This is a genomic window from Methyloligella solikamskensis (assembly GCF_042676065.1).
In the GTDB taxonomy this organism is placed as follows: Bacteria; Pseudomonadota; Alphaproteobacteria; order Rhizobiales; family Methyloligellaceae; genus Methyloligella; species Methyloligella solikamskensis.
This window is the reverse complement of sequence record NZ_JBHTJO010000001.1, coordinates 1,340,842-1,365,449: the sequence shown is the minus strand read 5'-3', so window position 1 is coordinate 1,365,449 and position 24,608 is coordinate 1,340,842. Positions and strand designations below refer to the sequence as shown.

At 64.0% G+C, this 24,608-nt stretch carries 31 protein-coding genes; 9 read left to right on the top strand and 22 right to left on the bottom strand.

All coding sequences use genetic code 11. The annotated features are described in order from the left end of the window. Positions 1-74: 74 nt before the first annotated feature. The 15 genes from ACFQ2F_RS06680 to ACFQ2F_RS06610 all read right to left on the bottom strand — a co-directional run bounded on the left by ACFQ2F_RS06680 (position 75) and on the right by ACFQ2F_RS06610 (position 11,030). Positions 75-1,439 (bottom strand): ATP-binding protein, encoded by a 1,365-nt coding sequence (locus ACFQ2F_RS06680; protein WP_379087546.1) that lies wholly within the window; start codon positions 1,437-1,439, stop codon positions 75-77. Then, a complete protein-coding gene (locus ACFQ2F_RS06675) occupies positions 1,429-2,100 on the bottom strand; it encodes a response regulator transcription factor (protein ID WP_379087543.1) in 672 nt (223 codons plus the stop codon). The genes ACFQ2F_RS06680 and ACFQ2F_RS06675 overlap by 11 nt, the downstream gene beginning before the upstream one ends. A gap of 21 nt (positions 2,101-2,121) precedes the next feature. Further along, a complete protein-coding gene (locus ACFQ2F_RS06670; RefSeq protein WP_379087540.1) occupies positions 2,122-2,418 on the bottom strand; it encodes a PepSY domain-containing protein in 297 nt (98 codons plus the stop codon). A gap of 121 nt (positions 2,419-2,539) precedes the next feature. Further along, positions 2,540-2,782, bottom strand: a complete 243-nt coding sequence (locus tag ACFQ2F_RS06665; protein ID WP_379087537.1) for a hypothetical protein — start codon at positions 2,780-2,782, stop codon at positions 2,540-2,542. Positions 2,783-2,915: 133 nt separating this feature from the next. Beyond that, entirely contained in the window at positions 2,916-3,359 is a 444-nt protein-coding gene (locus tag ACFQ2F_RS06660; protein WP_379087534.1) for a hypothetical protein, read from the bottom strand. Positions 3,360-3,467: 108 nt separating this feature from the next. After that, complete coding sequence (locus ACFQ2F_RS06655; RefSeq protein WP_379087531.1) at positions 3,468-3,920, bottom strand: phage major tail protein, TP901-1 family; 453 nt, start codon at positions 3,918-3,920, stop codon at positions 3,468-3,470. Positions 3,921-4,020: 100 nt separating this feature from the next. Further along, positions 4,021-4,446 carry a DUF3168 domain-containing protein gene (locus ACFQ2F_RS06650; protein ID WP_379087528.1) on the bottom strand — a complete coding sequence of 142 codons (426 nt, stop codon included), beginning with the start codon at positions 4,444-4,446 and terminating at the stop codon, positions 4,021-4,023. A gap of 65 nt (positions 4,447-4,511) precedes the next feature. Next, complete coding sequence (locus ACFQ2F_RS06645) at positions 4,512-4,901, bottom strand: hypothetical protein (protein WP_379087526.1); 390 nt, start codon at positions 4,899-4,901, stop codon at positions 4,512-4,514. A gap of 3 nt (positions 4,902-4,904) precedes the next feature. After that, positions 4,905-5,234 carry a phage head closure protein gene (locus ACFQ2F_RS06640; RefSeq protein ID WP_379087523.1) on the bottom strand — a complete coding sequence of 110 codons (330 nt, stop codon included), beginning with the start codon at positions 5,232-5,234 and terminating at the stop codon, positions 4,905-4,907. Then, positions 5,231-5,806, bottom strand: a complete 576-nt coding sequence (locus tag ACFQ2F_RS06635; RefSeq protein WP_379087520.1) for a head-tail connector protein — start codon at positions 5,804-5,806, stop codon at positions 5,231-5,233. The genes ACFQ2F_RS06640 and ACFQ2F_RS06635 overlap by 4 nt, the downstream gene beginning before the upstream one ends. 292 nt (positions 5,807-6,098) lie before the next feature. Then, positions 6,099-7,304: a phage major capsid protein gene (locus ACFQ2F_RS06630; RefSeq protein ID WP_379087516.1), complete on the bottom strand. Its 1,206-nt coding sequence runs from the start codon at positions 7,302-7,304 to the stop codon at positions 6,099-6,101. A 179-nt stretch (positions 7,305-7,483) separates the two neighbouring features. Next, positions 7,484-7,684, bottom strand: coding sequence for a hypothetical protein (locus tag ACFQ2F_RS06625; protein ID WP_379087513.1), 201 nt, complete (start codon positions 7,682-7,684; stop codon positions 7,484-7,486). A 205-nt stretch (positions 7,685-7,889) separates the two neighbouring features. Next, entirely contained in the window at positions 7,890-9,095 is a 1,206-nt protein-coding gene (locus ACFQ2F_RS06620; protein WP_379087510.1) for a phage portal protein, read from the bottom strand. 149 nt (positions 9,096-9,244) lie between these two features. Then, entirely contained in the window at positions 9,245-10,537 is a 1,293-nt protein-coding gene (locus ACFQ2F_RS06615) for a DNA-packaging protein (RefSeq protein WP_379087507.1), read from the bottom strand. Then, complete coding sequence (locus ACFQ2F_RS06610; RefSeq protein WP_379087504.1) at positions 10,470-11,030, bottom strand: hypothetical protein; 561 nt, start codon at positions 11,028-11,030, stop codon at positions 10,470-10,472. The genes ACFQ2F_RS06615 and ACFQ2F_RS06610 overlap by 68 nt, the downstream gene beginning before the upstream one ends. A 66-nt stretch (positions 11,031-11,096) precedes the next feature. Between ACFQ2F_RS06610 and ACFQ2F_RS06605 the strand changes: the two genes are divergently transcribed. Both ACFQ2F_RS06605 and ACFQ2F_RS06600 read left to right on the top strand, forming a co-directional pair. Beyond that, positions 11,097-11,888: an MOSC domain-containing protein gene (locus ACFQ2F_RS06605; protein WP_379087501.1), complete on the top strand. Its 792-nt coding sequence runs from the start codon at positions 11,097-11,099 to the stop codon at positions 11,886-11,888. A gap of 367 nt (positions 11,889-12,255) precedes the next feature. Beyond that, positions 12,256-12,729: a hypothetical protein gene (locus ACFQ2F_RS06600; protein WP_379087498.1), complete on the top strand. Its 474-nt coding sequence runs from the start codon at positions 12,256-12,258 to the stop codon at positions 12,727-12,729. Positions 12,730-12,770: 41 nt separating this feature from the next. On the opposite strand, the gene ACFQ2F_RS06595 is transcribed toward ACFQ2F_RS06600, so the two are convergent. Beyond that, positions 12,771-13,244, bottom strand: a complete 474-nt coding sequence (locus ACFQ2F_RS06595) for a hypothetical protein (RefSeq protein WP_379087495.1) — start codon at positions 13,242-13,244, stop codon at positions 12,771-12,773. A 288-nt stretch (positions 13,245-13,532) separates the two neighbouring features. Here ACFQ2F_RS06595 and ACFQ2F_RS06590 point away from each other — a divergent pair, with 288 nt between their 5' ends. The 4 genes from ACFQ2F_RS06590 (at position 13,533) to ACFQ2F_RS06575 (ending at position 17,474) form a co-directional block, all read left to right on the top strand. Continuing rightward, entirely contained in the window at positions 13,533-13,886 is a 354-nt protein-coding gene (locus tag ACFQ2F_RS06590; protein ID WP_379087492.1) for a hypothetical protein, read from the top strand. A 110-nt stretch (positions 13,887-13,996) separates the two neighbouring features. Then, entirely contained in the window at positions 13,997-16,219 is a 2,223-nt protein-coding gene (locus ACFQ2F_RS06585) for a transglycosylase domain-containing protein (RefSeq protein ID WP_379087489.1), read from the top strand. Positions 16,220-16,326: 107 nt separating this feature from the next. Then, positions 16,327-16,917 (top strand): DUF1214 domain-containing protein, encoded by a 591-nt coding sequence (locus ACFQ2F_RS06580; protein ID WP_379087486.1) that lies wholly within the window; start codon positions 16,327-16,329, stop codon positions 16,915-16,917. Then, on the top strand, positions 16,908-17,474 hold the full coding sequence (locus tag ACFQ2F_RS06575) for a DUF1254 domain-containing protein (RefSeq protein ID WP_379087483.1): 567 nt from the start codon (positions 16,908-16,910) through the stop codon (positions 17,472-17,474). The genes ACFQ2F_RS06580 and ACFQ2F_RS06575 overlap by 10 nt, the downstream gene beginning before the upstream one ends. 36 nt (positions 17,475-17,510) lie before the next feature. Here ACFQ2F_RS06575 and ACFQ2F_RS06570 read toward each other — a convergent pair whose 3' ends face one another. The 4 genes from ACFQ2F_RS06570 to ACFQ2F_RS06555 all read right to left on the bottom strand — a co-directional run bounded on the left by ACFQ2F_RS06570 (position 17,511) and on the right by ACFQ2F_RS06555 (position 20,776). Further along, positions 17,511-17,684, bottom strand: coding sequence for a hypothetical protein (locus ACFQ2F_RS06570; protein ID WP_379087480.1), 174 nt, complete (start codon positions 17,682-17,684; stop codon positions 17,511-17,513). Between the two features lie 106 nt (positions 17,685-17,790). Beyond that, positions 17,791-18,150, bottom strand: coding sequence for a DUF1491 family protein (locus tag ACFQ2F_RS06565; protein WP_379087477.1), 360 nt, complete (start codon positions 18,148-18,150; stop codon positions 17,791-17,793). 21 nt (positions 18,151-18,171) lie between these two features. Next, a complete protein-coding gene (locus ACFQ2F_RS06560) occupies positions 18,172-18,888 on the bottom strand; it encodes a peptidoglycan-binding domain-containing protein (RefSeq protein ID WP_379087474.1) in 717 nt (238 codons plus the stop codon). A gap of 109 nt (positions 18,889-18,997) precedes the next feature. Continuing rightward, the gene (locus ACFQ2F_RS06555; protein WP_379087471.1) at positions 18,998-20,776 is read right to left on the bottom strand and encodes a PAS domain-containing sensor histidine kinase; all 1,779 of its coding nucleotides are present in this window, start codon (positions 20,774-20,776) and stop codon (positions 18,998-19,000) included. Between the two features lie 417 nt (positions 20,777-21,193). Between ACFQ2F_RS06555 and ACFQ2F_RS06550 the strand changes: the two genes are divergently transcribed. Together ACFQ2F_RS06550 and ACFQ2F_RS06545 are read left to right on the top strand one after the other, a co-directional pair. After that, a complete protein-coding gene (locus ACFQ2F_RS06550; RefSeq protein ID WP_379087468.1) occupies positions 21,194-21,607 on the top strand; it encodes a DUF5330 domain-containing protein in 414 nt (137 codons plus the stop codon). A gap of 193 nt (positions 21,608-21,800) precedes the next feature. Continuing rightward, a complete protein-coding gene (locus tag ACFQ2F_RS06545; RefSeq protein WP_379087465.1) occupies positions 21,801-22,271 on the top strand; it encodes a SufE family protein in 471 nt (156 codons plus the stop codon). A 13-nt stretch (positions 22,272-22,284) separates the two neighbouring features. Here the strand turns inward: ACFQ2F_RS06545 and ACFQ2F_RS06540 are convergent, their stop codons facing one another. Then, positions 22,285-23,136, bottom strand: coding sequence for a DUF6456 domain-containing protein (locus ACFQ2F_RS06540; protein ID WP_379087462.1), 852 nt, complete (start codon positions 23,134-23,136; stop codon positions 22,285-22,287). Next, the gene (locus ACFQ2F_RS06535) at positions 23,133-23,444 is read right to left on the bottom strand and encodes a helix-turn-helix domain-containing protein (RefSeq protein WP_379087459.1); all 312 of its coding nucleotides are present in this window, start codon (positions 23,442-23,444) and stop codon (positions 23,133-23,135) included. The genes ACFQ2F_RS06540 and ACFQ2F_RS06535 overlap by 4 nt, the downstream gene beginning before the upstream one ends. 202 nt (positions 23,445-23,646) lie before the next feature. On the opposite strand from ACFQ2F_RS06535, the gene ACFQ2F_RS06530 reads away from it, so the two are divergent. Further along, a complete protein-coding gene (locus ACFQ2F_RS06530) occupies positions 23,647-24,594 on the top strand; it encodes an IS1595 family transposase (RefSeq protein WP_379087457.1) in 948 nt (315 codons plus the stop codon). The last annotated feature ends 14 nt before the right edge of the window (positions 24,595-24,608 follow it).

The window sequence follows — 24,608 nt, the reverse complement described above, 5'->3', positions numbered from 1 at the left end:
TGCTAATTCATCGTTAACCAGCTGCTTTCCCTTAAAGATCAAAAATTTGTCGGAAATAAGCAGGTTGCGGCCTGTTATCCGGCCGGAAGCGTCAGTTTCGCGCGTAATCCACCGTTCGGCGAAGGCTCCAGCGCGAGCGCTCCCTTATAGAGATGTGCGAGATCGGCCACGATGGAGAGCCCGAGGCCTGAGCCCGGCTTCGTCTCGTCGAGACGCTGGCCGCGCTTCACCGCGCGCTCCCGCTCCGCTTCGTCGAGGCCAGGCCCGTCATCGTCGACGGTCACCACCAGATATTCGTCGCCCTCGGCCTTCGAGACGCTGACCCGGACCGTCTCCCGGCACCACTTGCAGGCATTGTCCATCAGGTTGCCGGCCATCTCCTCGAAATCCTGCCGCTCTCCCTGGAAGAGGATGCCGTCCGGACAATCGATATCGATCTGGACGCCCTTCTCGCTGTAGATGCGGACGAGCGCACGCTTCAGCCCCTCCACAACTTCCGAAACCTCGGTGACGCTGCCCAGCGCCGTGGTCCGCGCCACCATGCGCGCCCTATCCAGATGATGGGTGATCTGGGTGCGCATGATGTCGGTCTGCTCCAGCACCTTCTTGGCGAGCGCCGTCCGCTTGCCGCGGGCCTCGTTGCCGATGACGCTCAAGGGGGTCTTCAGCGCATGGGCCAGATTGCCGACATGGGTGCGCGCCCGCTCCACGATCTCGCGGTTGGATTCGATGAGCGCGTTGAGCTCTTTCTGCAGCGGTTGGATTTCGACAGGGACGTCGCCTTCCAAATACTCCGCCTTGCCCGAGCGGATCGCGGCAAGATCCTCCCGGACGGCCCGCAGCGGCAGGAGCCCGAAGCGCACCTGGAAGAACGTCGCCACTATGAGCCCGAAGCCGAGCAAAGCGAGTGCTGCGATCAACATGGTGGTGAAGTCGGCGAGATCGTCCTCGATCTCCGCCGCATCCCCCGCAACCGCATAGGAATACGGCCGGTGGCTCGGCCCCTCCAGACGGATCTGGCGTTCGAGTACGCGCAGCCGCTGACCTTCCGGCCCTTTCATATAGGCGCGATAGATCAGGTTCTCGTCGGGCTCCGCACCGAGCACGCTCGGAAGCCACAGACGTTGATCGAGGAGGGAGTCGGAGACGAAGAGAGGCGGGGTCCCCTTCTTGAACAGCTTGATCTGCCAGTACCAGCCGGAGAAGGGAATGGTGAAGAGAGGCTCGCCGAGATTGGCGGGCGCGGTGGGCGTCGTGCCGCCATCCGCCGTGCTGGAGGCGACCAGCCCTGTGAGATAGGCGTTGAGGCGGGCGTCGAAATTCCGCTCCACCGATTGACGATAGAACGAGATGAGCAGGATGGCGGCCGCCGGCACCACCACCAGCGTCCAGATCGCGGCCGATACGAACAGCCGGTAGGCGAGAGATTTACGCCTCATCAGCCCTGTCCGACAGGCGATAGCCCAGCCCGCGAACCGTCTTGATCAGATTGCCCGGCAGCTTCTTGCGCAGACGCCCGATGAACACCTCGACCGTGTTGGAGTCCCGGTCGAAATCCTGCTCGTAGAGATGCTCGATGAGCTCGGTCCGCGAGACCACCCGGTCCCGGTGCAGCATCAGATAGGCGAATACGCGGTACTCGTGGCTGGTGAGCTTGATGGGCTGGCCGTCCGCCGTGACCCGCGAGCTCTTGGTGTCGAGACGCACGGGACCGCATTCGATCTCGTTGCTGGCGTGCCCCGCCGACCGGCGCAGCAGCGCCCGGATGCGCGCCAGCACTTCTTCCATATGGAAGGGCTTGGCGACATAGTCGTCGGCGCCGGCATCCATGCCCGCCACCTTGTCGCTCCACCGCTCCCGCGCGGTGAGGATCAGCACCGGCATGTTGCGGGCATCCCGCCGCCACTGCTCCAGCACGCTCAACCCGTCCATCTTCGGCAGGCCGATATCGAGCACCACCGCATCGTACGGCTCGGTGTCGCCGAGGAAGTGGCCTTCTTCGCCGTCGAACGCATGATCCACGGCGTAGCCGGCATCGCTCAGCGCGCTCACCAGCTGGCGGTTCAGATCCGGATCGTCTTCGACAACGAGCAGCCGCAACCTTCCCTCCCTCGCTTGAGACTAGCGCCCCGTCCGGGCATCGACGGACACGGTCTTCACGTCGCCCTTGGCGCCCAGCACCGTGAACTTGTACCGGAAGCTGTTGCCGTTCCGGCAGAGCGTGGCCTTGATGATCTGGCCCTTATGCTTGGACTGGATCTGGTTATAGATCCGCCCGGCCGGAATCAGCCCGTTCTTCTGGATCACCGGCCCGGCCGCGCTCCACGGCAGGCATTCCGCCGCCGCAGGTCCGGCCCAAAGGCTCACCAGCACCCCGAACAGCAGCGGGGCGATGCTATGTCTCAACAAACGCCACATGAATCAGCTCAAATGTTCAACCTTCCCCCCGAAGGTAGGACATCAAGCATGAACCATGGCTGAATAGCGTTCGAGGGTTTTCTTTACTTCTCGGCCGCCCCCTCCTCGGCTCGTGGCCGGCTTATTTCGCCCTGGCGGCCTTGCGCGCCGGCGCCGCCACATCCTTCACGCCGTTCACCTTGGCGCCGAGGGTGGAAAGCCCGAGCCCGCCGACCATGGCCGGCAGATTCTGCAACAGCTCCGTCAGGGTGAGATCGCCGACCAGCCAGTTGGCAACGCCGGTTGCGAACACCAGCCCGCCCAGCACCTGGGTGCGGTAGTCCTTCAGAGGGGCTGCGGTCAGCAGCTTGAAAAGAGCGCTCATGGGTCTCTCCTTCGCTTGGAATGCGGACACAAAAAAAACGCCGCCTCGACCCGAGACGGCGCCCAAAAAGAAAACGGCTCCCGAAGGAGCCGCTCAAAGATCTCAGCGCCTGAAGCGGCGCGGAGCTAGAAAACTATGGCCAGCGATAGGCCACGATGCGCGAACGCGAATAGCGTCCCACGCCGACTTTGCGCGCTCCCGGGCTTCCCGAATGATTGCCGGAAACCAGGGTCACGCTGCTGGCATCGTAAGACTGCACGATCCCGACGTGATGCGGCATCACAGCCACCGCGCCGACCTTCGGACCTTTAAGGCCCTTGCCATAATGGCGCCAATCGATGGCGCGGTTGGACGAGATCGGGTTGGGCATGACCGAACGCATATAGCGTCCGCACCACTGTCGCGACCAACCGGTCGGATTCGTACCGACGTCACGGGCAGCCTTTTTGAGCCAGGGCGCCTGCGCCCCTTTCATGAACCCGCCGACACCGGCGGTCTTCTTGCCGAACGGCATGTCTGCCAAGCTCGGCTGAACCGAGAGCATGAAAAGGCTCAAGGCGAGAAATACGACTCGCATACACACTCCTATTTGTTGTTTTAGGGAGTTACTCGATTCGAGTGAGGCGCGAGATACAGGTCCGATTGGGCAAAAATCAGAATGAAAATGCGGCAGGGTGACGCGATATTAAGCGATTATTGCCCATATCTGCGCAGCCACTGCCTCATTTCGCGTCTTTGTTGAATAATCTTCATTGCAACCACGGCGAGTCCACCCAGCCCGCTCAGCAAACCTATCCCAAGCGTCGTCCAGGCTGGAGATCTGGAAGGCGCCTTCGACCGTGCCGAAATCCGGCACGATCACCTGCCAGTCCCGGATCGTGCCGGCGAAGAAGTATCCTCGCAGGGTCTCGTCGGACTCCGCATCTTTGAAGATGCCGCTCCCTGTGATGCGGGCGGTCTTGATGCCCGCCCCGTCCAGAAGCTCGCGCCATTGTGCCGCCGATTCCTGATCCGTGACGTCCACAGTCGCCGCGTTGAAGGCGAGGCTGCGCGCCCGCAACCCCGCCACGGTCGTAAAATCTCCTGCCCCGTCCGTATCGACCTTGAGCAGCAGGTCCTTGCCCTTTTGCGCTGTCATTCAGAGATCCCTTCTCGCTCGCATCACCCGGAGCGCAGGCAACAAAAAAGGCGGCTCGAAAGCCGCCTTGTCGAAACGTCGATTACCTTAAAGTCTTGAGCTAGGCCGCCACGGCCGCCGCCGGCTCCGTCACCGCGCGATAGCGCACCACCCCATGATAGGTCTCCCCATCCGGGTCCTGACGCGTCTCGGAAAACTGATAGCGGAGATTGATCAACGCATGATCGTTCAGGCTGAACGCCTGATCGTTCAGCAGCTCGCGGATCCTCTCCACCAGGGCATAAGCCTGGCGCTTCCCGCCAGAGCGCGACCAGACATGCAGGGTGACCAGATGCTCCGCACCGTCTTCCGTGCCCGTGCTCCAGTCGAACACCGAGCTCTCACCGATGGTGACGAAGGGATAAGCAGCGCCTTGCGGCGGGTGATCGTAAACCCGCAAGCCGCCGAGCTGTGCGGTCAGCTCCGCCGAACCGGCCAGCGCTTGGTAAATCGCGCTCTGCAATGACCATTCTGCGCTTTCAGCCATATCCGTCTCCTTGCTCCCTTAAGGCTCTATATGGGCCCGGAAGGCGCGTCTGAAAAGCCTCGTTCTCAGCGAACTTTCGACGAATCGCTTCTTAGAAACCGCCCGATAATCCTTTGGGCGGCCCGCTTAACGTCCGGTAAATGCCTGTGCAGGGCGGGGATCAGCCAGGGCTGGGCCCGCATTCGCCGTGTGCCGAATTCGAGGTAACGGCCGACTGGGCTTGCCGTTCCGATTCCGAAACGTGGCGCATCCTCCTCACCCGTCTCCGTCACCGTGACGGAGCGCGCAAGCGCACCGGTCCCGCCCGGATGTTCCTGCTCCAAGGCTTGGCGCGCCTCTTCTGCGATGGCGATCGCCTGGCCGCGCCACGCCGCACGCAGATCGGCAGGCGCAGCACCAATCTCCAGGCGCTTCTTCAATACCTCGAGACCGGAAAGGCCGCCGATGCTCCGCATCCTCTAAAGCCCTCGCTCCTCGCAAGAACAGCGTAGCCAGCATTTCCGCTCGTCGGGATCGATCACGGCGTGGATCTCGAAGAGCCGGTCCCCCTGGCGGAAACGCATCTCCGGCACCACACCCTCGCGATATCGCAAGGTGATGAGATGACTCACATTTCCGGCGAGCCGTCCGGCCACCAGCTGTTCGTCGCCGCGCACCGGACGGATCGCGCCCCACAGAGTCGTCACCGTGTCCCAGCTCTCGCTAAAGCCGCCCCCGCCATCGTCCACCTTCACCCGCTCTTCGAGAGTCAGGCGATGGCGCAGTGCTCCGGCCGATACGCCGCTCACAGCCGCACCTGCCGATAAGGCGCCAGAAGCCCGGCGACCATGGCCGGCACCTCAGGTGGCTCGCCGCCTGCCGGCACCGGCTCGCGCCGCTCGAACCAATGGGCGATGAGCAGCAGCAGCGCCTGGCGGATCGGCGCCGGCACATCGTCCGCCGCATCGCCAAAGCCGCACGTGTAGGCGATCTCGATACCGTTGAGCCGGCGCAAGGACGCCCCACCGCTGACACTCTTGAAGACCAGCCGCGCCGGATTGGAGAGCGCATCGTACGCATAACCGTCCGCGTCGAGCTCTGAGGTGCCGCCATCCCCGGCGTGAAACGTGACGCTCTCAACACTCTGCAGCGGGGCCAGCGGCAGCGCAACCGCGCCTGCATCCGGCACCCGGTCGAGATAGAACGACCAGCCTTGCGTGATCAGCGCCAGCCCATATTGCCGCTCGACCCAGCTCCGCGCGGAAGTGATCAACGCGGAGATCAGGTCATCCTCCGCATCTTCGTCCACGCGCAGGTGAGCCTTGGCCTCGGCCAGGCTGACCGGCTCCACCGCCGGCCCCGATGTCAGGGCAAGTGCCATGCAGATATCCTTAGAAAAGAAGTGGCGGCCGCATCACGTGGGAGGGAGCGCGACACGGCCGCCGGCCCGGCCAGGCTTTCCGTAATAAGAGAGGCCGCGTGCTGAGGCAGCGAAACAGCCCTCGAAGCTTGAGAACAGGTATCGCCTCACACTCATCGTCACCCCCGGGCTTGACCCGGGGGTCCACGCCGTTACGCGTCAGCACGCGCCGGCGTACCCGTGCAAGCTGAAACGAAACGGAATGGATTGCCGGATCAAGTCCGGCAATGACGATTGAGAGACTGGGTCCCGCCTAGCTCGAGCCGAACTTCAGAAGCTTGATCGCGTCGAAATCCTGCACGCCGCCGCCCACACGCTTGGTCGTGTAGAACAACACGTAGGGCTTCGCCGAATAGGGATCGCGCAGCACCCGGATCCCCGCCCGGTCCACCACGAGATAGCCGCGCTTGAAGTCGCCGAAGGCAATGGCGAACTCGTCCGAGCCGATATCCGGCATGTCCTCGCTCTCGGCGATCGGATAGTTCATCAGCGTCGGCCAGGCCCCCGCCTTCTCGCCCGGGTGCCAGAGATAGTTGCCGTCGTCGTCCTTGAACTTGCGGATCACGGCCTGGGTCGCCCGGTTCATCACCCAATGGGCATTGGCGCGATAGCCGGACTTCAGGCTGTAGACGAGGTCGATCAGATCGTCGCTCGGATTGGCCGTGTCGAATGTCCCGTCATTGCCCGTCGCGATATAGCCGATCTTGTCCCAGGCCCAGGACCCGTTCGCCACCGGCGTATAGTCGAGGAAGCCCCGCGGCTTCGCATCGCCGTCGCCGGTCACGAACGCCGTTCCTTCCTGCTCGGCGAAGGCGATCTGGATCTCCTCCGCCAGCCACTCGTCGATATTGACCGCAGAGTCGTCCAGCAGCGTCTGGGTCGCAGACGGCATGGCGTAAAGCTCCATGGTCGGGAAGGCGAGCTCGTCCAAGGTCGGCGAGTTCGTCTCCGGCCGCGTCGCCGTCTCCGCTACCCAGCCCGTCGCCGGGCCGGTGATGGAGAACGGCTTCTTGTAGATGGAAGCGCTCACCGTGCGGTTGCCCGCGATGGCGCGGATCGGCGAGATCTCCTTCACCCCGCGGATCACGGCCGCCTCCGTTTCCGGCGGCACGAGATAGCCGCCATCGGAGCCCCGCATCAGCTCCAGCACCTCACGCGCCCGCGCCACCGCCGGCAACAGGCGCCCATGCACGAGGAGCCCGCGGGCATCCTCGCGGACATCGACCCACACGCCGATCGGCTCGTCCGGATTGTGCTGGAACAGCAGCTTAATGCCCCGCGCGCCCTTGGACCGCAGGCTCTCGGCAAACGCGCCCGGCATCACCAGGTCGCGCCCGAGATCCATCCGCCCGAACAGGCTGGCATAGCCGGAGAAGGTCCCGTCCGCCTGCACATCCCGAAGGCGCGCAGGCGCGACAACACCCTCCCGCGCCGCAAGCGGCACGACAGTGCTTTTCATTTTCTCGAATGATCCTGCTTACGAAGGCTCGGCCAAGTCCGTGGCCGCATGGTTCGAGACGCGAGCTTCGCTCGCCCTTACCAGGAGGCGAAACTCCGTACAGTTTTGCTCCTCACCCTGAGGGGCGCGGAACGCGCCGTCTCGAAGGGTGCAGGCCGAGACGCTCAAACGACGAAGCCCTAAATCCCCTTCATGGTCACCGCGGCAACCAGCGATGCCAACGCTGCCATGGAGATCCAGAAGGCGAAATGGCCGATGAAGCCGAAGCCGCCATCGACGAAGCCCAACACGCCGATTATGTAGAGAAGGATCGCGATAATCCCGAGCGCGATCGCGAAATACAGCATGTTCTTCGTCGGGGGTGTCACCTGCACAGCCATCATAGCCCTCCCATGTTTCAGCCCGTGGGAAAGCTACCACGCCCACGGCCCGTTCCACCGCCTCGCCGCCGTTTTCCACAAGCGGCACACCAGGCCTCGCGCCCACCCTTCGAGGCGCTTCGCGCACCTCAGGATGCCGCTTGCAAGTGAGCCGTCACCCTGGGGTGGGCGCTTTAGCGCCCCTCGAAGGGCGGCGGCTCACCCCTCACAAAACATCGCCGCCCTCGACCGGGCCGTAGCCCACCGCCGCCCGCTTCTCGTTCACGGTCAGAAACTCCGAAACCCGCACCCGCTCCCACAGCGCCTCGCGCTCCACCGAGAGCGCCTCCACCGCATCGAGATCCGGCCGCAGCTCCAGCCCGTCTTCGGAACCGGCACCCAGCCAACCGGAAAGCGCCTTCGCCGTCCGGTTCACCAGGGGCAGCACGGTCTGCCGCCAGAAGGTGCGGTTCGCCTCCTGATAGTTCGAATAGGTGTTGTCCCCGGGAATGCCCAGCAGCATGGGCGGCACCCCCAAGGCTAGCGCGATCTCCCGCGCCGCCAGATGCTTCGCCTGAATGAAGTCCATGTCTTTGGGGCTGAACCCCATGCCCTTCCAGTCGAGCCCGCCTTCCAGCAGCAGCGGCCGTCCGGCATTGCGCGCACCCGAGAAGCTGTCCTCGAGCTCGGTCTTCAGTCGCTCGTATTGCTCGGGCGCCAGCTGCCCATCGGCGGCCGAATAGACCAGTGCGCCGGACGGGCACGCCGCATTGTCCAGCAGCGCCTTGTTCCAGTCCGCGCCCTGGTTGTGGATGTCGACCGCGGCCGCGGCCGGCTCCAGCGGGCTCATCCCGTAATGATCGTTCAGCGGATGAAACAGCGCCAGTTGCAGGATCGGCCGCACGCCGGCCGATACATCCTGCACGAAGCGAACGGTCTCGCCACCCACGCTGTAGTCGTAGGCCTCAGGCCAGCCGTCGGACCCCGGCACGATCTTCATCCGGTCGGGCCGCAGCACATGCAGCTCCCGCGGCTCGCCGCCGACCGACACCGCTTCGAGATACGCATTCCCCGCCACAAGCAGATGGCCGTAAGCCGCCTCCAGAAGTTCCGGCGCGCTCTGCGCCTGGTTGGGCCGCGCGACCAGCGAGATCAGCGGATGGGTGTCCACCTCATCGTCGCCATCATAAAGATAGAGCGGCACCGATGCGGCGGCTTCCGCGATCATCCGAACCGAGCGATAGACGATCGGGTTCTTGGCGAAGCCTTCCCGGGCGAAGCTCGAAGGATCCCGTGGGCTCCACACCGCCTGGCCGAACGCCGACAGCGCGATCAGCCGCGCCGTCCGGCTCGCCTTAGTTTCTTCGGGCGTGGCACTTGCCGCACCGAGGCCTAGCATCCGCGCCAGTCCTGTCCGAATTCGTGATGGCATCTCGATCCTATTCTGCGTCATAGCCAGCACAGTGTGATCCCCTCTCCCCGCCGGGAGAGGGTTAGGGTGAGGGGGCGGACTCTCAAGCATTAATCCCCCTCACCCCAGCGCTAAAGCGCTCGACCTCTCCCATTGGGGAGAGGTAAACCTCACAACCCCCGCACCCGGGGCTCGCCCCCGCCCTGCAGCATCAGCGCCGTCAGTGCCCAGACCAGCGCATCAACCCGGTCGGGGCTGCGCCCGCCGCTCAAACCGTCCGGCCCAAAATCGCTCATCTCGTCTTCCAGCTCGGCCAAGCTGCCGACATGGAAAACGCGGCCCTGCTCGTAGAGCGCCGCCACCGGCTCCGCCCGTAAGAATTTCCCACGCGTCGCCCGCACGCTCCGCACGGGCACCGTCCGGTCGACTTGGCGCAACACAGCCTCCACCAGCTCGCCGCCCTGGTTCACCTCCGCCACGATGCAGTCCGCCTCCACCGCGTGGTAGGCAGCCAAAGCCGCCTTCGCCCAGCCGGCGGGGCTCAAGCCCTGCACGGTACGGTCCTTCAGCACATAGCCGAGACCATCGCCGGACACGCCCGCCACCACGATCCGGCGCAACGCAGGCGCCTCGCCCACACGCAAGCCCTCGATCAGCGCCCGTGGCCACAGCGCATCCGGCCGGTCCTCCAGAAGCTCCGCCATCAGCTCCTGCCGACCCAGCCGCGTGCCGCGATATTTCCCGACGATCGCTTCCAGAAACCTCGGCGCGAGATTGACCGCGTTCGCCGCCGTCGCCACCCGCGTCACCGCCACGCTGGGCTCAGCCAACAGCGCCTTGATCAGCGGCAAAGGCCGGGGCGTCGTCGTCACCACCTGGCGCGGCCGCTCCCCAAGGCGCAATCCGAATTGCAGCATGTCCCAGGTCGCTTCCGGGCGCCGCCACTTGGCGAGCTCGTCCGCCCAGGCCGCGTCGAATTGCGGCCCGCGCAAACTCTCCGGATCCTCCGCCGAGAAGAGCTGCGCCACCGCCCCGTTGGGCCAGGTCACCCGCTGCTTGGACGCCTCGAACAGGGGCCGCGTCTCCGGCGGGTGCACCGCCAGCAGCCCCGACACCCCTTCCACCATCACGCTTCGCGCATCCGCAAACGTCTCACCGATCAGCGCGATGCGCGGCGGCGGCTGAAAAGCACCGCGCGGCGCTTCCGCGATTGACCGCACCCATTCGGCGCCCGCCCGCGTCTTGCCGGCCCCGCGCCCGCCCAGCATCAGCCAGGTCGTCCAGTCCCCGCCCCCTTGGGCGGCCTCCGGCGCGAGCTGATCCTCCCGCGCCCAGAGCGGCCAGTCGTAATGCAGCCGGCGCAGCTCGCCGGCGCTCAAACTCTCCAGAAACCGCTTAAGCGTCCCGCGCCTGATGGAGTCGCTCAAGGCGTCGCGCAAGATCGTCGCGGAATTGGTCCGCATCGCCCGCCGCCTCGCTTTGCCGTTTCGCCGCTCCCTTCGCGTTCGCCCCCTCGTCCAGCTCCACAAGCTTCGCGTAGAGCCCGGCCAGCGCGCTCAGGGCCCGCGCCTCGCGCTCCGAATCCGCCGCACTCTCTTCGCCCGCGCCATCGCCGCCCCGCGCAATCCGCTTCTCCAACTGGGTCATCTTCTCCTCCAGCGCCTTGAACAGCCGCGCCACCATGCGCTTCCGCCGCGCCCCGCTGGCCTCTTCCGCCTTCGCCACATCGCCCGGGTCGATCCCGGCATCGCGCTCATCGAAACCCGGTGCATCGCCCGCCCGCTGCCAGCGCTCCTTCTTCGCCCGCGCCTGGATCTTCTGCCGGCTCACCCCGAAGTCGCTTGCGATCTCCGTCAGCTTGCGCGGGTCGTGCCCATAGGCCCGTTCGATGGCCCCCCAATCGGGCTCGGCCTCCGGGTCGTCTCCATGCGTCAACTTTGCGATCGGTCCAGCCATCCTTCGGCGCTATCGTGGAATCCGGGCGCAGCACGGGGCGCCTGCGCGAAACGGGGAGACCTGTCAATGTCGGAAATCGGTCGGATCGATAGCGTCTGGCGCTATCCGGTAAAGAGCATGCGGGGCGAAAGCCTGCCCCACGCCTTCCTCGGCTTCGCAGGCCTCTATGGCGACCGCATCTACGCGGTGAAGAACGCCAAGGCCGATCCCGGCTTCCCCTATCATACGGGCCGCGAGCAGGAGGAGATGATCCTCTACCAGCCCGGCTTCGTGAATTCGGATGCCGCCGCCGAACCGTCCAACCGCCAAGCCGCCGAGGCCATCGCGCCCGGCGTGAAGCCGCTCTATGCGGACCGCGCCTCTCTTTCGGTCGAGGTCACGACCCCGGACGGCGAGACCTTCCCGATCGCCGATCCGGCCTTCATCGCCCATCTGAAGGAGCGCCTCGGCAAGGATGGCGAAGACCTCTCCGTGCAATATTCGGAGACCGCCTTCACCGATTGCCGGCCGATTTCTCTCTTCTCCATGCAGACCGTCGCGCAGCTTGCCGAGGAGATCGAGGACCCCCTCGACCATCGCCAGTTCCGCGCCAATCTCTATGCGGATCTCTCAGGCGCCCCGTTTAGCGAGATCGACCTCGTCGGCAAAAAGCTCAAGCTCGGCGACAAGGCCGTGATCGCGATTCTGGAGCAAGACCCGCGCTGCAAGATGATCACCCTCGATCCCGAGACCGGCGAAGAGAGGCCGGAGATCCTGCGCCACCTGACGCGGACGCAAGGTCGCTTTGCCGGGCTCTATGCCGCCGTGCTCGTCGAGGGCACGGTGAAGCAAGGCGACGCGATCAAGGTCCTGAGCTAGCCCGCGGCACGCACGTCCGGCGACACAGCACAGACGGCATTGCGGCCCGCAGCGCGCCGACCGCGTTCCACGGCATCCAACGATTTCAGAAAACAAAAAAGGCGAGACCGAAACCGGCTCGCCCGTCTGAGGATCAATCCCCAACCCGCAACTGTCGGGTTATAGCTGAACCCTACCCAACCACCGTCACGCTGTCAAGGAATAAATTCCTAATTACGATTGAAGCCCGATTGCCGCGACAAAACACGTAGCACGCGCTAGATGCGCTGCCCTACGACCAGAATGTTGAGACCAGAGTCGCAAACAATAATCAGCCCAAGCGAAGTTAGCTTGCTGATGTCTGTTACTCCGAGTCAATTTAGGAGGCATGCAGCACGCGCGAGATCGTATTACGCTTGGGCTTGCCCTCTTAATCGCTGTTGTTTCAGCCATGGCAGACTCCTGGCTGATTGCTGGCCCGCTTATGACGTTGGCGATGTTCTTGATCTTTTGGGGGAGAGCTCCGCAACATACCGAGGCGGTCGTATCTCGCCTGCCCTTCGGTGAAGTAGTCCGAAAGGGACTTACTCACCTCGACCAAGTAATCTCGCCATCGGTTAGCGTCCCCGGTGACGCGGAACGACTTCAGCATGTTGACGATGTGTGGCCCGAGCTGACGGAAAGAGAAAAGGGCACGCTGAAGAAGATCTACCTTCATGGCCCGATTGGTTCGGTGCCCACCACCGGCGATACGTTGCAGCGCAAACGCTTGGTCAACCAAGTGACCGGCGGGGTTGTAGTGAGACCGGAAATTAGAGATCGCATCGGCGAAAAGCTAAAGGAAGAAGGCTTGCTCACCTAGCTTTCCACCAGGCGCTTCCCGGCGGTTGGGATCTCTCGAGACTACCGATGATCCGACTCCACATAAGGTCGACCGATAAGCCAGGTCTGCCCGGCCGCCGGGGCGCATGACGTCGCCATGACCACCGCGAGCTGGTTCGGCATGTCGGGGCCGGGATTGTCCAGGCAGCGCGGGAAGATGCGCATATCCTGATTGCGGATGATCACGGCGCTGCCGAAGCGCACCAGATCGTCGTCCGGCTCCTGACCGGGCACGTCAGCATCGCGCTTCTCCGCCTTTTTCTCCAACGCCTCGCTCATCTCAGCCATCTTTTCTTCCATGGCCGCCACCGTCTCGGTGAGACAGGCGATCTTCGCCGCCTCGTCTCCTTCGGCACATAGCTCGGCTGCGTGCGCCGCATTGCTCCCGAGCGCCGTCCAGGCCATCGCGCCCGCCGCGATCAGCGCCAGCGTCCAAGGTCCGGTTTTCCGGATCGTCTTGGTTTTTCCGATCGTCGTTGGTTTTTGAATGATCATTGGGCTTCTCCTCCCGATGGGTATCGGTTGAAGTCTAGCCCCACTTAGCGCAGCTCCCTACTGCGCCGTGCCGCTTTTCCAAGCAATGCGCCCCAAATTCCAGCAGCAAAACATGTGGGCTTCACGCCCCTGTGACTTCCTGGCACGCCTCCGCCCTGAAATAGTCCTCCTGTGGCGTCATAACGCTTGCCCGTCACCGCGTGGCTGGGCTAGCGGATGATCGCGTCCTCGGGGGTAGTTCGCGTGCACTCTGTATCCTGGTCCTTGAGAAGGTCGGACAACGGCCCGATGTCACACGCTATGCGCACCCTCCTCATCGCCCTCCTCCTGGCATTCACCCTTCCGCTCGCCGCCTGCAGCAAGAAGGACCTGCCGACGGAGGAATTCCAGATCTCCACCGAAACGCCGGAAACCCGTGCCCAGGCGCTTGCCGCGGCAAAGACGGCCTGCGAGGAGCAGACGCGCAAGAGCGGCATGAAATCCATGCTCTCGATCTTCTCCCGCCTGCGCCCTGGCTCCGCCGAGCGCGACTTCATCAACTGCATGGAAGACAAGGGCTTCGATCCCGACGCCGAGGAAGAGGCCTTCCCGGAGCGCCCCGACGACACCTCCCTCGCCACCGAGCTTCCGGCCGAGAACTAATCCAGCGCACCGGCGCAAAGCGGACCGTCCCGCCTCGGCAAAAATCCCAACAAACTGCCGCAATCTCGCTATAAGTTGCGCAACTTCGATCGAATATCCCGGGGGCAACTTTGCGGGACCTCTTCAGCGGCAATAAGCGCCGCAAGCTCATCGACTGGCTCGCCATCGACGCCTGGATCGATTCCGGTCTCTACGGCGCGTGGATGCGCATTCGCGATTGGGGCAGCGCCTACTCCACCTTCTTCGGCCGGTTCGAGGTCAAGGGCCCGCTAAAGTTCTTCAACGAGCTCGCCTGCGATGGGCTGACGCTTGCCACCGGCGGGCTCCTCGTCGTCTCCGCCTTCGCCCTGCCCGCCTTCGATATCGCCCGCGGCAAGATCAACCTGTCCGACGAATACAGCGTCACCTTCCTCGACCGCTACGGCACTGAGATCGGTAAGCGCGGCCTGCTGCGCGACGATTCCGTGCCGCTTGAGGAAATCCCGGACACCCTGATCAAGGCGACGCTCGCCACCGAGGACCGGCGCTTCTTCGAGCATTTCGGCATCGACGTCATGGGCACCTTGCGCGCCATGGCGGAGAACGCCCGCGCCAACGCCGTTGTCCAGGGCGGCTCGTCCCTGACCCAGCAGCTCGCCAAGAACATGTTCCTGTCGCCGGAGCGCTCCCTGGAGCGCAAGATCAAGGAGCTCTTCATCTCCTTCTGGCTCGAGGCCCACTACACCAAGAAGGAGCTTCTGAAGCTCTATTTCGACCGCGCCTATCTCGGCGGCGGCTCTTATGGCGTGGAGGCGGCCGCCCAATACTATTTCGACAAGTCCGTGCGCGATCTGAACCTCGCCGAGTCGGCCTTGCTCGCCGGCATGTTCAAGGCGCCGACCCGCTATGCGCCCCACGTGAACCTGGCCCTGTCCCGCGCCCGCACCAATGAGGTGCTGACCAACATGGTCGAGGCCGGCTATCTCACCGAAGGCCAGGTCTATGGCGCGCGCAATCACCCGGCCCAGATCGTGGAGCGCGGCGATTTCTATACGCCGGACTGGTTCTTAGATTACGCCTTCGAAGAGGTCCGCCGTCTGCTTCGGGGCAAGTCCCAGCACATCGTGGTCGCCCGCACCACTGTCGACGTCTCTTTGCAGAAGATGGCCGAGAAGGCGGTGAAAGACACCGTGTCCCGCTATAGCCGGTCCCGCCGCTTCGACGGCGCGGCCATGGTCGCCATGGAGACCGACGGTGCGGTCCGGGCCCTTGTCGGCGGCGACGATTACGGCGAAAGCCAGTTCAACCGCGCCACCCAGGCCTACCGCCAGCCCGGCTCGTCCTTCAAACCATACGTCTATCTGACCGCCCTGGAGCACGGCTACAATCCGAACTCCATCGTCCGCGACGGGTATGTGAGCTGCGGGCGCTGGTCGCCGAAGAACTATGCCGGCGGCTATCGCGGCGCCATGACCCTGCGCACGGCGCTGGCGAAATCCATCAACACCGTGGCGGTGAAGCTCTCCCTGGAAGTCGACCGGGAGACGGTGCTCGACAACATGCGCAAGATTGGCATCACCCACTTGCGCAAGACCTGCTCCATGGCGCTAGGCGATACGGGCATGACCCCGCTTCAGCATACGGGCGGCTATGCGGTCTTCGCCTCCGGTGGCAAGGACATCAAGCCTTACGGCATCGAGGAGATCTCGACCCTCACGGGCGAGCGCGTCTACTCTCACGAGCGCGACGAGCCGCCCCACAAGCAGATCTTTCCGCGCGAGAAGGTGGAGGAGCTCAACAGCATGCTCCACACCGTCGTCCAGGCCGGCACCGGGCGGCGCGCCCAGCTCGACTACACCTATAGCGCCGGCAAGACGGGCACGAGCTCCAACTATCGCGACGCCTGGTTCATGGGCTTCACCGGCCAATACGTGGTCGGCGTCTGGCTCGGCAATGACGACTTCACCCCCATGGCGCGGGTCACCGGCGGCAGCTTCCCGGCGGAGACCTGGAAGAACTTCCTCGTCATGGCCCACGACACCAACAACATCCCGCAGATCCCTGGCGTGCCGCTCCACCCCGTCCAGGCGGCCGAGCGCCAGCGTCTCGCCAGCTCGCCGGATATGGAGCCGAGCGTCATCCCGACCGCCAATCCCGAAAGCCTGAAGGCCATGCCCTCGGCGACCCGGAGTCTGCTGGAAGAGATCGGCAGCATGCTGCAGCGTGCGCCCCGCCTCGCCCCCGGCTCCAACCGCACCGATGCCCCGGGTCTCGTTCCCGCCGGCACCCCGCGGGAAGACCGCCGCCGCGCCGACAACAGCGCGGGCAGCGAACAGCAGACCGCCTCTCCGTGATGGGTGCGCACAGCTTCGCACCTCCGGCCCCATCCTCAGCCTTGACAAGCCACGCGCCAGGCTTTCCGTTTGCGCGATCCTAGAGAGCCTCGAATCGGCTTCGCCTCATGCGCTTCTTGCTTTTCGGCATCGTGGCTTTCGCAGCCGCCCTCGTTCTCGGCCTCGGTTCGGCGCTCCTCGTTCTCCGCCACGGCCTGCCTTACGTCACCGAGCGTGAAGGCCCCTGGGTAAGTTGGCCCCGCGAAGGCCACACCAGCGCCGATCCCTACACGAAAGCCTATCTCGCCGAGAGCGGACGCCTGCCGCTGGCCTCCACCACCGTGCGCTATTTCCTGGCCCGGGAAGACGGCAACGGAAGCGCCCTCACCGCAAATTGCGACTACAAGCTCGAAGGCGGCGCGCTGAATGCCCGCTGGTGGTCGCTCGCTCTTTATGATGTCGACGGCAATCTCATCGAGAACCCGTCCCACCGCCACAGCATCAATAGCGAAGGCATGATCCGCCGCGGCGACGGCACATACGAGCTCGCCGTTTCCCGTCACGCGCGGCCAGGAAACTGGCTCCCCGCCGGCGACGATGCGGAACAGCCCCTGGTCCTCATGCTGCGTATCTATTATCCGGGCGAGACCGACCCCGAAGGCGTCGGCAAGATCGACCTCGACCGCCTTCCCAAGATCGAGCGCCTGTCATGCGGCTAAGACATCTCGGCTATTTTCTGCTGCTGATCGTGGTGCTGAGCGGTCTGCTCCATGTCCTGGGCGTCTTCGCCCTGCCGCACCTGTCCTCTGAGACCGCATGGATGCGCCTAAGCAAGATCGGCGAGCCCAACACCATGGTCCGCCTGGAGAGCACGAAAAGCGGCGAGCAGGTCCTGCCCATGATGGCGCCGGACATCCGCTATGCGGTCTGCCGCTTCGATCTGTCGGATGGTCCGGTCCGGCTGATCACGCCGACCGAGAACGGTTTGTGGGTGGTCGCCCTCTACACGCCGTCGGGCGAGAACTTCTATGCGGTCACCGCCGAGGATCTCGTGCGGCCGCTGTTCAATCTGATCATCGCCACCGAGAACCAGACTGTCATCGAAGAAGGTGTCGATGCCCCGGTCGAGGCAGACCAGGTCGCCGTGGTGCGCTCCCCCACCTTCGAGGGGCTCGCTGTGATCCGCGCGCCGCTCCAGGGTCAGAGCGAAGCCGCCGGCGCGGAAGAGGCTCTCGCCAATGCCTATTGCGGCCCCTACGGCGCGGACGAGCGATAAGCCCTCGCGCACCGCATCCTCAGCTTAGCTTTCTATCTAGCTCTCTTGCGCCTGCTTGCGGGGCGCGTCCACCGGCATCGCGTCCGGCTCTTCGTGGCGTTCGATCCGAACGCCCGGAAAGATCACCACCTCGCCGAGCTGGTCGGTCGCCTCGTTTCGGCGGCGCGGCTTGCTCTCATTCGCCGGCGCAAACTGCAGAATGCTGGCCATCTGGCTTCTCCGTCAGTCCCGTATCATCCCGAAGCACGCTCACCGCGCTTCGAATATGATTCAATTGGAGGGGGTTATAGTTAACGGGACGTTAAGGGGGCGGGGATCAAAACCCGTCCTCGTCGGCCAGCCAGTCGTCGAGGAAGTGCCGCCCGGCGCGGTCCTCAGCCTCCACGACCCAGATGTCTGAGTCGAATTCCGCCTCCCGCATCAGCTTTTCACTCGCATCCATTTCGGGCACGGGCTTCCCGTCAAAATGGGGCACGAAGCGCCGCTCTTCGCCCGCGTCGTCAAGCCCCGCGGGCGCGGGACCGAACATCTGCACCGTACGATCCAGCCGGTTGATGAGGATGTAAATCGCTCCAGCTTCGGTGTTCCCCCGCCGCACGATCACCGACGGAATCCCTTCCGTCTCCAGCCGGCGCATATAGGCGCGCACCCAAAGCTCGCTCTTCAGCCGGGTCACGAAACGCTCTTCAAGCGGGGATTACTGATAGGTGCTGCCACCGGCGAAGCGGCGTCCGCTGACCCGCTCCATCTCCTGGAGCAGAGTGGGCGAAATCTCTCCGGTCTCGGCAAGCTTGCGGTCCTTCTGGAACTGGCGGATGGCGTCGGCCGTGTTCCGCCCCATCATGCCGTCCACCGGACCCGGCGCATAGCCGAGATCCGCAAGGGTCTGCTGCACAGCCTTCACCATGTCGCCGGGCGGCGAGGCATCGCCGCCGCCCTGTCCGCCGGAGGCCGGCGCCATGCCCATATCGCCCAGGCTCTCGCCCAGCACGATATGGCGCAACAACTCGTCGCTCGGCGTGCCGGTTTCCACCAGGCCATGGGAGAGCTCGTATTGGCGAATCGCGTCTTCCGTCTGGGGCGTCATGGTGCCGTCCCCGTCGCCCACATCGTAGCCGCGCACGGAAAGCTCCCGCTGCACCGCGGTCACCAGGGCCGACGATGCCTCCTGCACCGGCGCGCTGGCAGGCGCGGCTCCGGTCACCGTGGAATCGACCTGCGCCTCTGGCGCTTGTGCAGTCTTCGTTGGCTGGGAGGAGGTCTTTTCGGGCTGCTTCGGAGCGCTCTCTTCGTTTTCGGCGCTTACACGTCCGGCGCCGCCCCGCACATCTTGCAGGTAGAGCGCGTTGTACGTGATCAGGCCGCAAAGCCCGATAAACGCAACGAAGACCAAACGTGCCGGAAGCAGACTCATTCTAGACGCACAGAAAAACCCGTTAGGAATCGCCATCAATGGCTGACGCCATTGTGAACAATGATCCTAAAGACTTCTTAAATGAGCTGGCCGTTCCGGGACGATGGCCTTACGCAGCCGAGGCTGTCTGGACCTCTTCGGTCTCGATCGGCTCTCGCGGCAGGCTCGCCTCGCCCTTCGGCAGCGCGATCAGAACCGTCGTGCCCTCGCCGAGCTGGCTGTCGATCTCCAGTCGGCCGCCATGCAGACGGGCCAAACCCTTCACCACCGACAGGCCGAGGCCGGCGCCGTCATAGCTCCGGTCGTAGGAATTGTCGGCCTGCACGAAGGGATTGCCGAGATTGGGCAGATCCTTCTCCGAGATACCGATACCCGTATCCCGGACCATCAGATGAACCTCGTCGTTGGCTTCGCGCGCCGTCATATGCACGCGTCCGCCCTCGTCGGTGAACTTGATGGCGTTGGAGAGCACGTTTAGCAGCATCTGCTTGCAGGCACGCTTGTCCGCCAGAAGCTCCGGCATCGCCACGGGCAGCTCCAGCTCCAGGGACAGCGATTTCTGCTCCGCCGTCGGCCCCACGATCTCCATGCAGGATTTCAGCAGAGACCCGACGTCGAAGGGCTCTTTCAGGATGTTGAACTTGCCCGCCTCGATCTTCGACATGTCGAGAATGTCGTTGACGACATTCAGAAGATGCCCCCCGCTTTCGTGGATCAGCCGCGCGTAATCGCGATAGCGGTCCTCGCCCAACCGGCCGAATAGCTCGCGGGCCAGGATCTCCGAGAAGCCGATGACGGCATTGAGCGGCGTCCGCAGCTCGTGGCTCATATTGGCCAGGAACTGGGTCTTGGCTTGGTTGGCGCTTTCCGCAGCATCGCGTGCACGCAGGAGCTCCGCTTCTTGCGCCTTTTGCTCGGTGACGTCGCGTGTCACCGCCACCACGGACCGGCCCGCCCGATCGCCCTTTGCTTGGCGCACCGGCCGGCAGCGCATCTCCGCCCAGATATAGTCGTCGGCACCCGCATTGCCGTTGCGGCGCAGACGGAATTCCACCGACATGGCCTGATTGTGCAGCTGGGCCCGGGAGAGCGCCGTGAGATAGGCTGGACGGTCGGCGACATGCACCCGCTCGAAGAGACCGTTGCCCGATAGGCGCGTTGCCGGCTCACCAAGCAGCTGCTGCGAAGCGAGCGAGGCGAAGATCACCCGTCCTCTCTCGTCGTGGCGGGTGATCATATCCGTCGCGTTTTCCGCCAGCAGGCGATAGCGCTCCTCGCCGAGCCGCATGGCATCGTCGGACCTGCCGTGCAGGAGCTGAACGCTAAGCGCGATCCCTGCCCCATAAAGAGCGGCCGTCACGAGACCGAATATACCCAGCACCGAGTCCGGCAGCGGGAAGGAATGGGCCGGCGGCACCGCGCCGAGCATGCCGCCCGCAGCCAACACCAGAACGCCCGCGACGCTCGCAATCGTCGACCAGAGAAGAACCTTCCGGTTCGACGCCAGCGCGGCCTCGATCGGCACGACCACGAACCACGGAAGAAGGAAAGAAGAGATGCCGCCCGTCAGCCAGGCCGAGAAGGTGATCAGCCCGGCAAAGTTCACCGCCGAGATCAGATGAGCGGCCTGCAGCTTGCCGGTCCGCGACACGAAGAAAGCGAGCGCAAGCGGCGAGAGGAACCAGAGAAATACCAGCGCGCCCAGCAGCGACGGCTTGCCGGCCAGCACCAGATAGACAGGAAACACGCAAAGCGCGAGCAGACCGCCAAGGATCCGCTGGGCGATGAAGGATTGATGTCGGGCTGCTGTCAGTGGATCGTCACGCACCGTCTCGTGGACGAGCGAAGCAAAATAGGCAGCAAAGCCACGCAGACTCTTGTTACGCATTACATTCATTTCGGAGCGGACCGCCGCTTACCTCCCCGATTCAAGAACCGCAGTATCGAGCCCCGCACTTAAAGAAGCATAAAGCGCCGGTAGGCTGCCAAACCCCCGGAAAACCGCGTCTTTTCGTCTGTGGTTTTACTCTGTTAACCATGATCGACGGTATTCCCGCCGCGCCGGGAACGCCTCTTGGCACCGGCCCGTTATCTGTGCGCGAATCGGGGGTGATCTATCCGCATGTGTGCCTGAGATTTCCAACGCCAGAGATGGGCGTGAACAGGTCGAAAACCGGATAGATAAAATTCGAATCAAAAACGCCCCCTCAAAGTGAAGGCGTCTTAGATCGCATGTTCTATGGTCGCCTTATCTGAGGGAAAGCGGGCCGTGAGAACCGGCCCGTCGAGATAAAGGGCAAGTATCATGTTTCTCATCAGAATGGCGTTCTGGATAATCATCGTCATCCTGCTGCTGCCGACGGATCGGGATCAGCAGACCGAGGTCTTGGGCACCGCTCAGGCGGCCGTAAAGGACATCAGCGGCTTCTGCACCCGCAATCCGGATGTCTGCGTCAAAGGCCAGAACTATTTCGAGATCTTCGTAGCCAAGGCCGAATTCGGCGCCAACATGGTCATGAACTTCGTCAATGACCGCACGAGCGACGAGGTCGAGGTGCCGCCCGTCTACCAGGCGTCCGGCGAGCCTGCCGTCCTCATGACGCCCGAGCCTAAAAACGTGATGGCGCCGGCCATGAAGGAAGAGGTCACCAGCAAGTCTCAGAACACGCTGAAGCCGACCGACCTCGCCCCGGGCTGGCACGCCCCGCAAGGCACTTAAGACCTGACGCGTCCGCGACGGCGCCCCGTGCGCCGTCATGGATAAGACGTCCAACGAACTTATCGGCAGCCCCCGTCTGCCAGGGGCGTATGCCGAACCCGGGTTCTTGCCCTTTTCTCGGGTTCTGGCGTGCGCCCCATTCTTTTCCGCCCCCCGCCTCGCACAGCCGCGCCATTCCTCTTATATTCGCTGCATGACTGATACTTCCGCCGAGACGGGCGCGCCTGCCTCCTTCGACGACATCCTTGCCGATTTCGAGCTGCTCGACGATTGGGAAGACCGGTACCGCTATGTCATCGAGCTGGGCCGCAAGCTGGAGCCCCTGTCCGAGGACGAGCGCACCCAAGAGAACAAGGTACAGGGCTGCGCCAGCCAAGTCTGGCTCGCCACGCACCCTGACGGTGCCGGCACCGAGCGTCCGCGGCTGATCTTCCACGGGGACAGCGACGCCCACATCGTGCGCGGGCTGATCGCGATTCTCTTCTCGCTCTATTCCGGTAAGCCCGCCGACGAGATCCTGAAGATCGACGCCGACGAGATGCTGACCCGGCTGAACCTCACCGAGCATCTGACGCCCCAGCGTTCCAACGGCCTCTCCGCAATGGTGCGCCGCATTCGCGCCGATGCCAGCGAGGCGCTCGAAGGCTCGCCCGCGATCAACTAGCCGGCCCGAAGACTCACTCCCCCTCGCCCACCCACCGTTCGATGCTCGGCCGGTAATCCTCAGTGCCCCAATGGCGCACGCGGCCTCCCCCTTTTCGCTCCTCCGAGATCAGCCCGTAATGACGGGCAAGCCGGGTGAGGGCGATCTGCAGCACCACCTTGCCGGCCCGTTGCGGCCAGCCATGGGCCTTCTCCGCCTCCTCCAGACCTTTCAGCTCGCAGCACACATCGATCAGCACGCCGGCGAGCTCCGGCCCGGCCGCCTCCAGCGCCTTGCCGACCCGGGCCTTCGCCGCCAGCACCTCGTCCCGCAAGCCCGCCACATCCGATGGCGGTCCGCGACGCCCGCCGGCGCTCGGCGCAAACGCCCCCCAATTCGCCGTGGTTCGCGGCGTGAGGTGACCGAACGTGTAGTCGGATCGTAACCGTTCCCCCGCCTCGAACTGGGCGTCTGAAATCAGCGGCCGGCCGTTTCGGTCCCTCCGGTTCTTCAACCAGCCCAGCGGGCTCTCCGCGTCATTGATCAGCGCGGGCCGGCGCACGCCGTCGATCTCGACATCCACCGTTCGCCGGATCTGATGCTGCCGCCGATAGGCATCGTCGCCCGCATCGAGCCGCTTGAGCCAGGCACGCCCCGCATCGGTCAGCAGCAACGTCTTACCCTTCGGCCGAAGCCAGTCCTGCGCGATGCAGTACCGCACGGTGCCGAGATCGGCCTTCTTGCTGTGTTCGCGGCCGGGCATCGTAAGTCGCAAGCCGTCCTCTGCTTGCGCCAGGCGCGCCGTCTCATCGAGAAGCGCGCGCAACAGCTTCGCTGCTTCCGTCTCCTTTCGGAGGGCCGAGGCAGTGTCGGCCGCCTCTCTCATGCCTCCCTCCCGGGCGCGAGGGCCGCAATCAGAGCGGCCACCGCATCTTCAAGATGGGTCAGCATGGAATCGAACTCCGCCTCGTCGCGGCTGTCCTCCACCACACCGCAGGCATGGGCCACCGTGGTCCGGTCCCGGCCGAACACGCGCCCAACCTCGGTCAGGGAAAGTCCGCATCCGACATGCGCCAGATACATCGCCGTCTGCCGGGCGAAGGCCGCCCGCGCCGGCCCCCGCGTCGCCGCCTTCAGCTCTTCCGGCTCCAGCCCGAACGCAGCCGCAACCGCCGCCTCGCTGGCCCGCCGCACCACATGATCGCGAGAAGTTATCCTCGCCGCCCGATATCGGGATTGAAATACACGCTCTACCGACTGCGCCATCGCCATTAGCACCCCTCTCCGGCGGTCTTGGAGACAGAGCCTCCTCAACCCTCACTAGGTATAAATTCACAATATTATACTTGACGTACCCACTCCGAAGGACCATATTTGAAGGGTAAGGAGACGGGAAATGGCAAAATCAGTTCTTTCGGATAAGCACTTCCACGACGAGAAAGCGGCTTACGCTTTCGTGGAAAAGAGGGTTTGGCCGAATGGTCCGGTGTGCCCCCATTGCGGTGGCGTTGACCGCATCAGCCCCATGAAGGGCAAGAGCACCCGCATTGGCACCTACAAGTGTTACCAGTGCCGGAAGCCCTTCACCGTGAAGGTTGGGACCATCTTCGAGTCCAGCCACGTTGCGCTGCATCTGTGGCTGCAAGCCATCTTCCTGATGTCATCTGCTAAGAAGGGCATCAGCTCGAACCAGCTTCACCGCACCTTGGGCGTGACCCTGAAAACCGCTTGGTTCATGGGCCATCGCATCCGTGAGGCAATGCGCGACGGTAACTTGGCTCCCATGGGCGGCAGCGGAAAGATCGTGGAAGCGGATGAAACCTATTACGGTTCGCCGGACGTGAAGCGGACCACCCGCACCAGTGGTGAGCCCTTCAACAAGCGTGGCTCACGCGGTCCAGCGAACAAGCGGGCCATCGTCGCTCTGGTGGAGCGTGGCGGTAGCGTCCGCAGCTTCCACGTCGCGCACGCTAACAAGATCAACATCAACGATCTGGTGAACCGGAACATCAGCCGGGAAACTCAGATCTACACCGACGAAAGCCGCCTTTATGGCGATCTGAAAAACAACTTCGCCGGACACGACACCGTGCGCCACGCCGCTGGCGAATATGCGCGCGGCCCGGTCCACAGCAACACCGTGGAAAACGTGTTCTCGGTCTTTAAGCGTGGGATGCGTGGCACCTACCAGCATTGTCGGGAAAAGCACTTGCACCGCTATCTCGCGGAGTTCGATTTCCGGTACAATGCGCGCACCGCGCTTGGCGTGGATGACGTAGAGCGGGCCGAACGTGCCCTTAAGGGTGTCGTCGGTAAGCGGCTCACCTATCAAACAACTTGTTAGAGGCGGGAAGCCGT

Excerpts from the sequence above, each read along its gene's own strand:
- ACFQ2F_RS06680 (WP_379087546.1), bottom strand. The coding sequence starts at position 1,439 with ATGAGGCGTAAATCTCTCGCCTACCGGCTGTTCGTATCGGCCGCGATC.
- ACFQ2F_RS06670 (WP_379087540.1), bottom strand. The coding sequence starts at position 2,418 with ATGTGGCGTTTGTTGAGACATAGCATCGCCCCGCTGCTGTTCGGGGTG.
- ACFQ2F_RS06665 (WP_379087537.1), bottom strand. The coding sequence starts at position 2,782 with ATGAGCGCTCTTTTCAAGCTGCTGACCGCAGCCCCTCTGAAGGACTAC.
- ACFQ2F_RS06660 (WP_379087534.1), bottom strand. The coding sequence starts at position 3,359 with ATGCGAGTCGTATTTCTCGCCTTGAGCCTTTTCATGCTCTCGGTTCAG.
- ACFQ2F_RS06655 (WP_379087531.1), bottom strand. The coding sequence starts at position 3,920 with ATGACAGCGCAAAAGGGCAAGGACCTGCTGCTCAAGGTCGATACGGAC.
- ACFQ2F_RS06650 (WP_379087528.1), bottom strand. The coding sequence starts at position 4,446 with ATGGCTGAAAGCGCAGAATGGTCATTGCAGAGCGCGATTTACCAAGCG.
- ACFQ2F_RS06645 (WP_379087526.1), bottom strand. The coding sequence starts at position 4,901 with ATGCGGAGCATCGGCGGCCTTTCCGGTCTCGAGGTATTGAAGAAGCGC.
- ACFQ2F_RS06635 (WP_379087520.1), bottom strand. The coding sequence starts at position 5,806 with ATGGCACTTGCCCTGACATCGGGGCCGGCGGTGGAGCCGGTCAGCCTG.
- ACFQ2F_RS06630 (WP_379087516.1), bottom strand. The coding sequence starts at position 7,304 with ATGAAAAGCACTGTCGTGCCGCTTGCGGCGCGGGAGGGTGTTGTCGCG.
- ACFQ2F_RS06625 (WP_379087513.1), bottom strand. The coding sequence starts at position 7,684 with ATGGCTGTGCAGGTGACACCCCCGACGAAGAACATGCTGTATTTCGCG.
- ACFQ2F_RS06620 (WP_379087510.1), bottom strand. The coding sequence starts at position 9,095 with ATGCCATCACGAATTCGGACAGGACTGGCGCGGATGCTAGGCCTCGGT.
- ACFQ2F_RS06615 (WP_379087507.1), bottom strand. The coding sequence starts at position 10,537 with ATGCGGACCAATTCCGCGACGATCTTGCGCGACGCCTTGAGCGACTCC.
- ACFQ2F_RS06610 (WP_379087504.1), bottom strand. The coding sequence starts at position 11,030 with ATGGCTGGACCGATCGCAAAGTTGACGCATGGAGACGACCCGGAGGCC.
- ACFQ2F_RS06605 (WP_379087501.1), top strand. The coding sequence starts at position 11,097 with ATGTCGGAAATCGGTCGGATCGATAGCGTCTGGCGCTATCCGGTAAAG.
- ACFQ2F_RS06600 (WP_379087498.1), top strand. The coding sequence starts at position 12,256 with ATGCAGCACGCGCGAGATCGTATTACGCTTGGGCTTGCCCTCTTAATC.
- ACFQ2F_RS06595 (WP_379087495.1), bottom strand. The coding sequence starts at position 13,244 with ATGATCATTCAAAAACCAACGACGATCGGAAAAACCAAGACGATCCGG.
- ACFQ2F_RS06590 (WP_379087492.1), top strand. The coding sequence starts at position 13,533 with ATGTCACACGCTATGCGCACCCTCCTCATCGCCCTCCTCCTGGCATTC.
- ACFQ2F_RS06580 (WP_379087486.1), top strand. The coding sequence starts at position 16,327 with ATGCGCTTCTTGCTTTTCGGCATCGTGGCTTTCGCAGCCGCCCTCGTT.
- ACFQ2F_RS06575 (WP_379087483.1), top strand. The coding sequence starts at position 16,908 with ATGCGGCTAAGACATCTCGGCTATTTTCTGCTGCTGATCGTGGTGCTG.
- ACFQ2F_RS06570 (WP_379087480.1), bottom strand. The coding sequence starts at position 17,684 with ATGGCCAGCATTCTGCAGTTTGCGCCGGCGAATGAGAGCAAGCCGCGC.
- ACFQ2F_RS06560 (WP_379087474.1), bottom strand. The coding sequence starts at position 18,888 with ATGAGTCTGCTTCCGGCACGTTTGGTCTTCGTTGCGTTTATCGGGCTT.
- ACFQ2F_RS06555 (WP_379087471.1), bottom strand. The coding sequence starts at position 20,776 with ATGCGTAACAAGAGTCTGCGTGGCTTTGCTGCCTATTTTGCTTCGCTC.
- ACFQ2F_RS06550 (WP_379087468.1), top strand. The coding sequence starts at position 21,194 with ATGTTTCTCATCAGAATGGCGTTCTGGATAATCATCGTCATCCTGCTG.
- ACFQ2F_RS06545 (WP_379087465.1), top strand. The coding sequence starts at position 21,801 with ATGACTGATACTTCCGCCGAGACGGGCGCGCCTGCCTCCTTCGACGAC.
- ACFQ2F_RS06540 (WP_379087462.1), bottom strand. The coding sequence starts at position 23,136 with ATGAGAGAGGCGGCCGACACTGCCTCGGCCCTCCGAAAGGAGACGGAA.
- ACFQ2F_RS06530 (WP_379087457.1), top strand. The coding sequence starts at position 23,647 with ATGGCAAAATCAGTTCTTTCGGATAAGCACTTCCACGACGAGAAAGCG.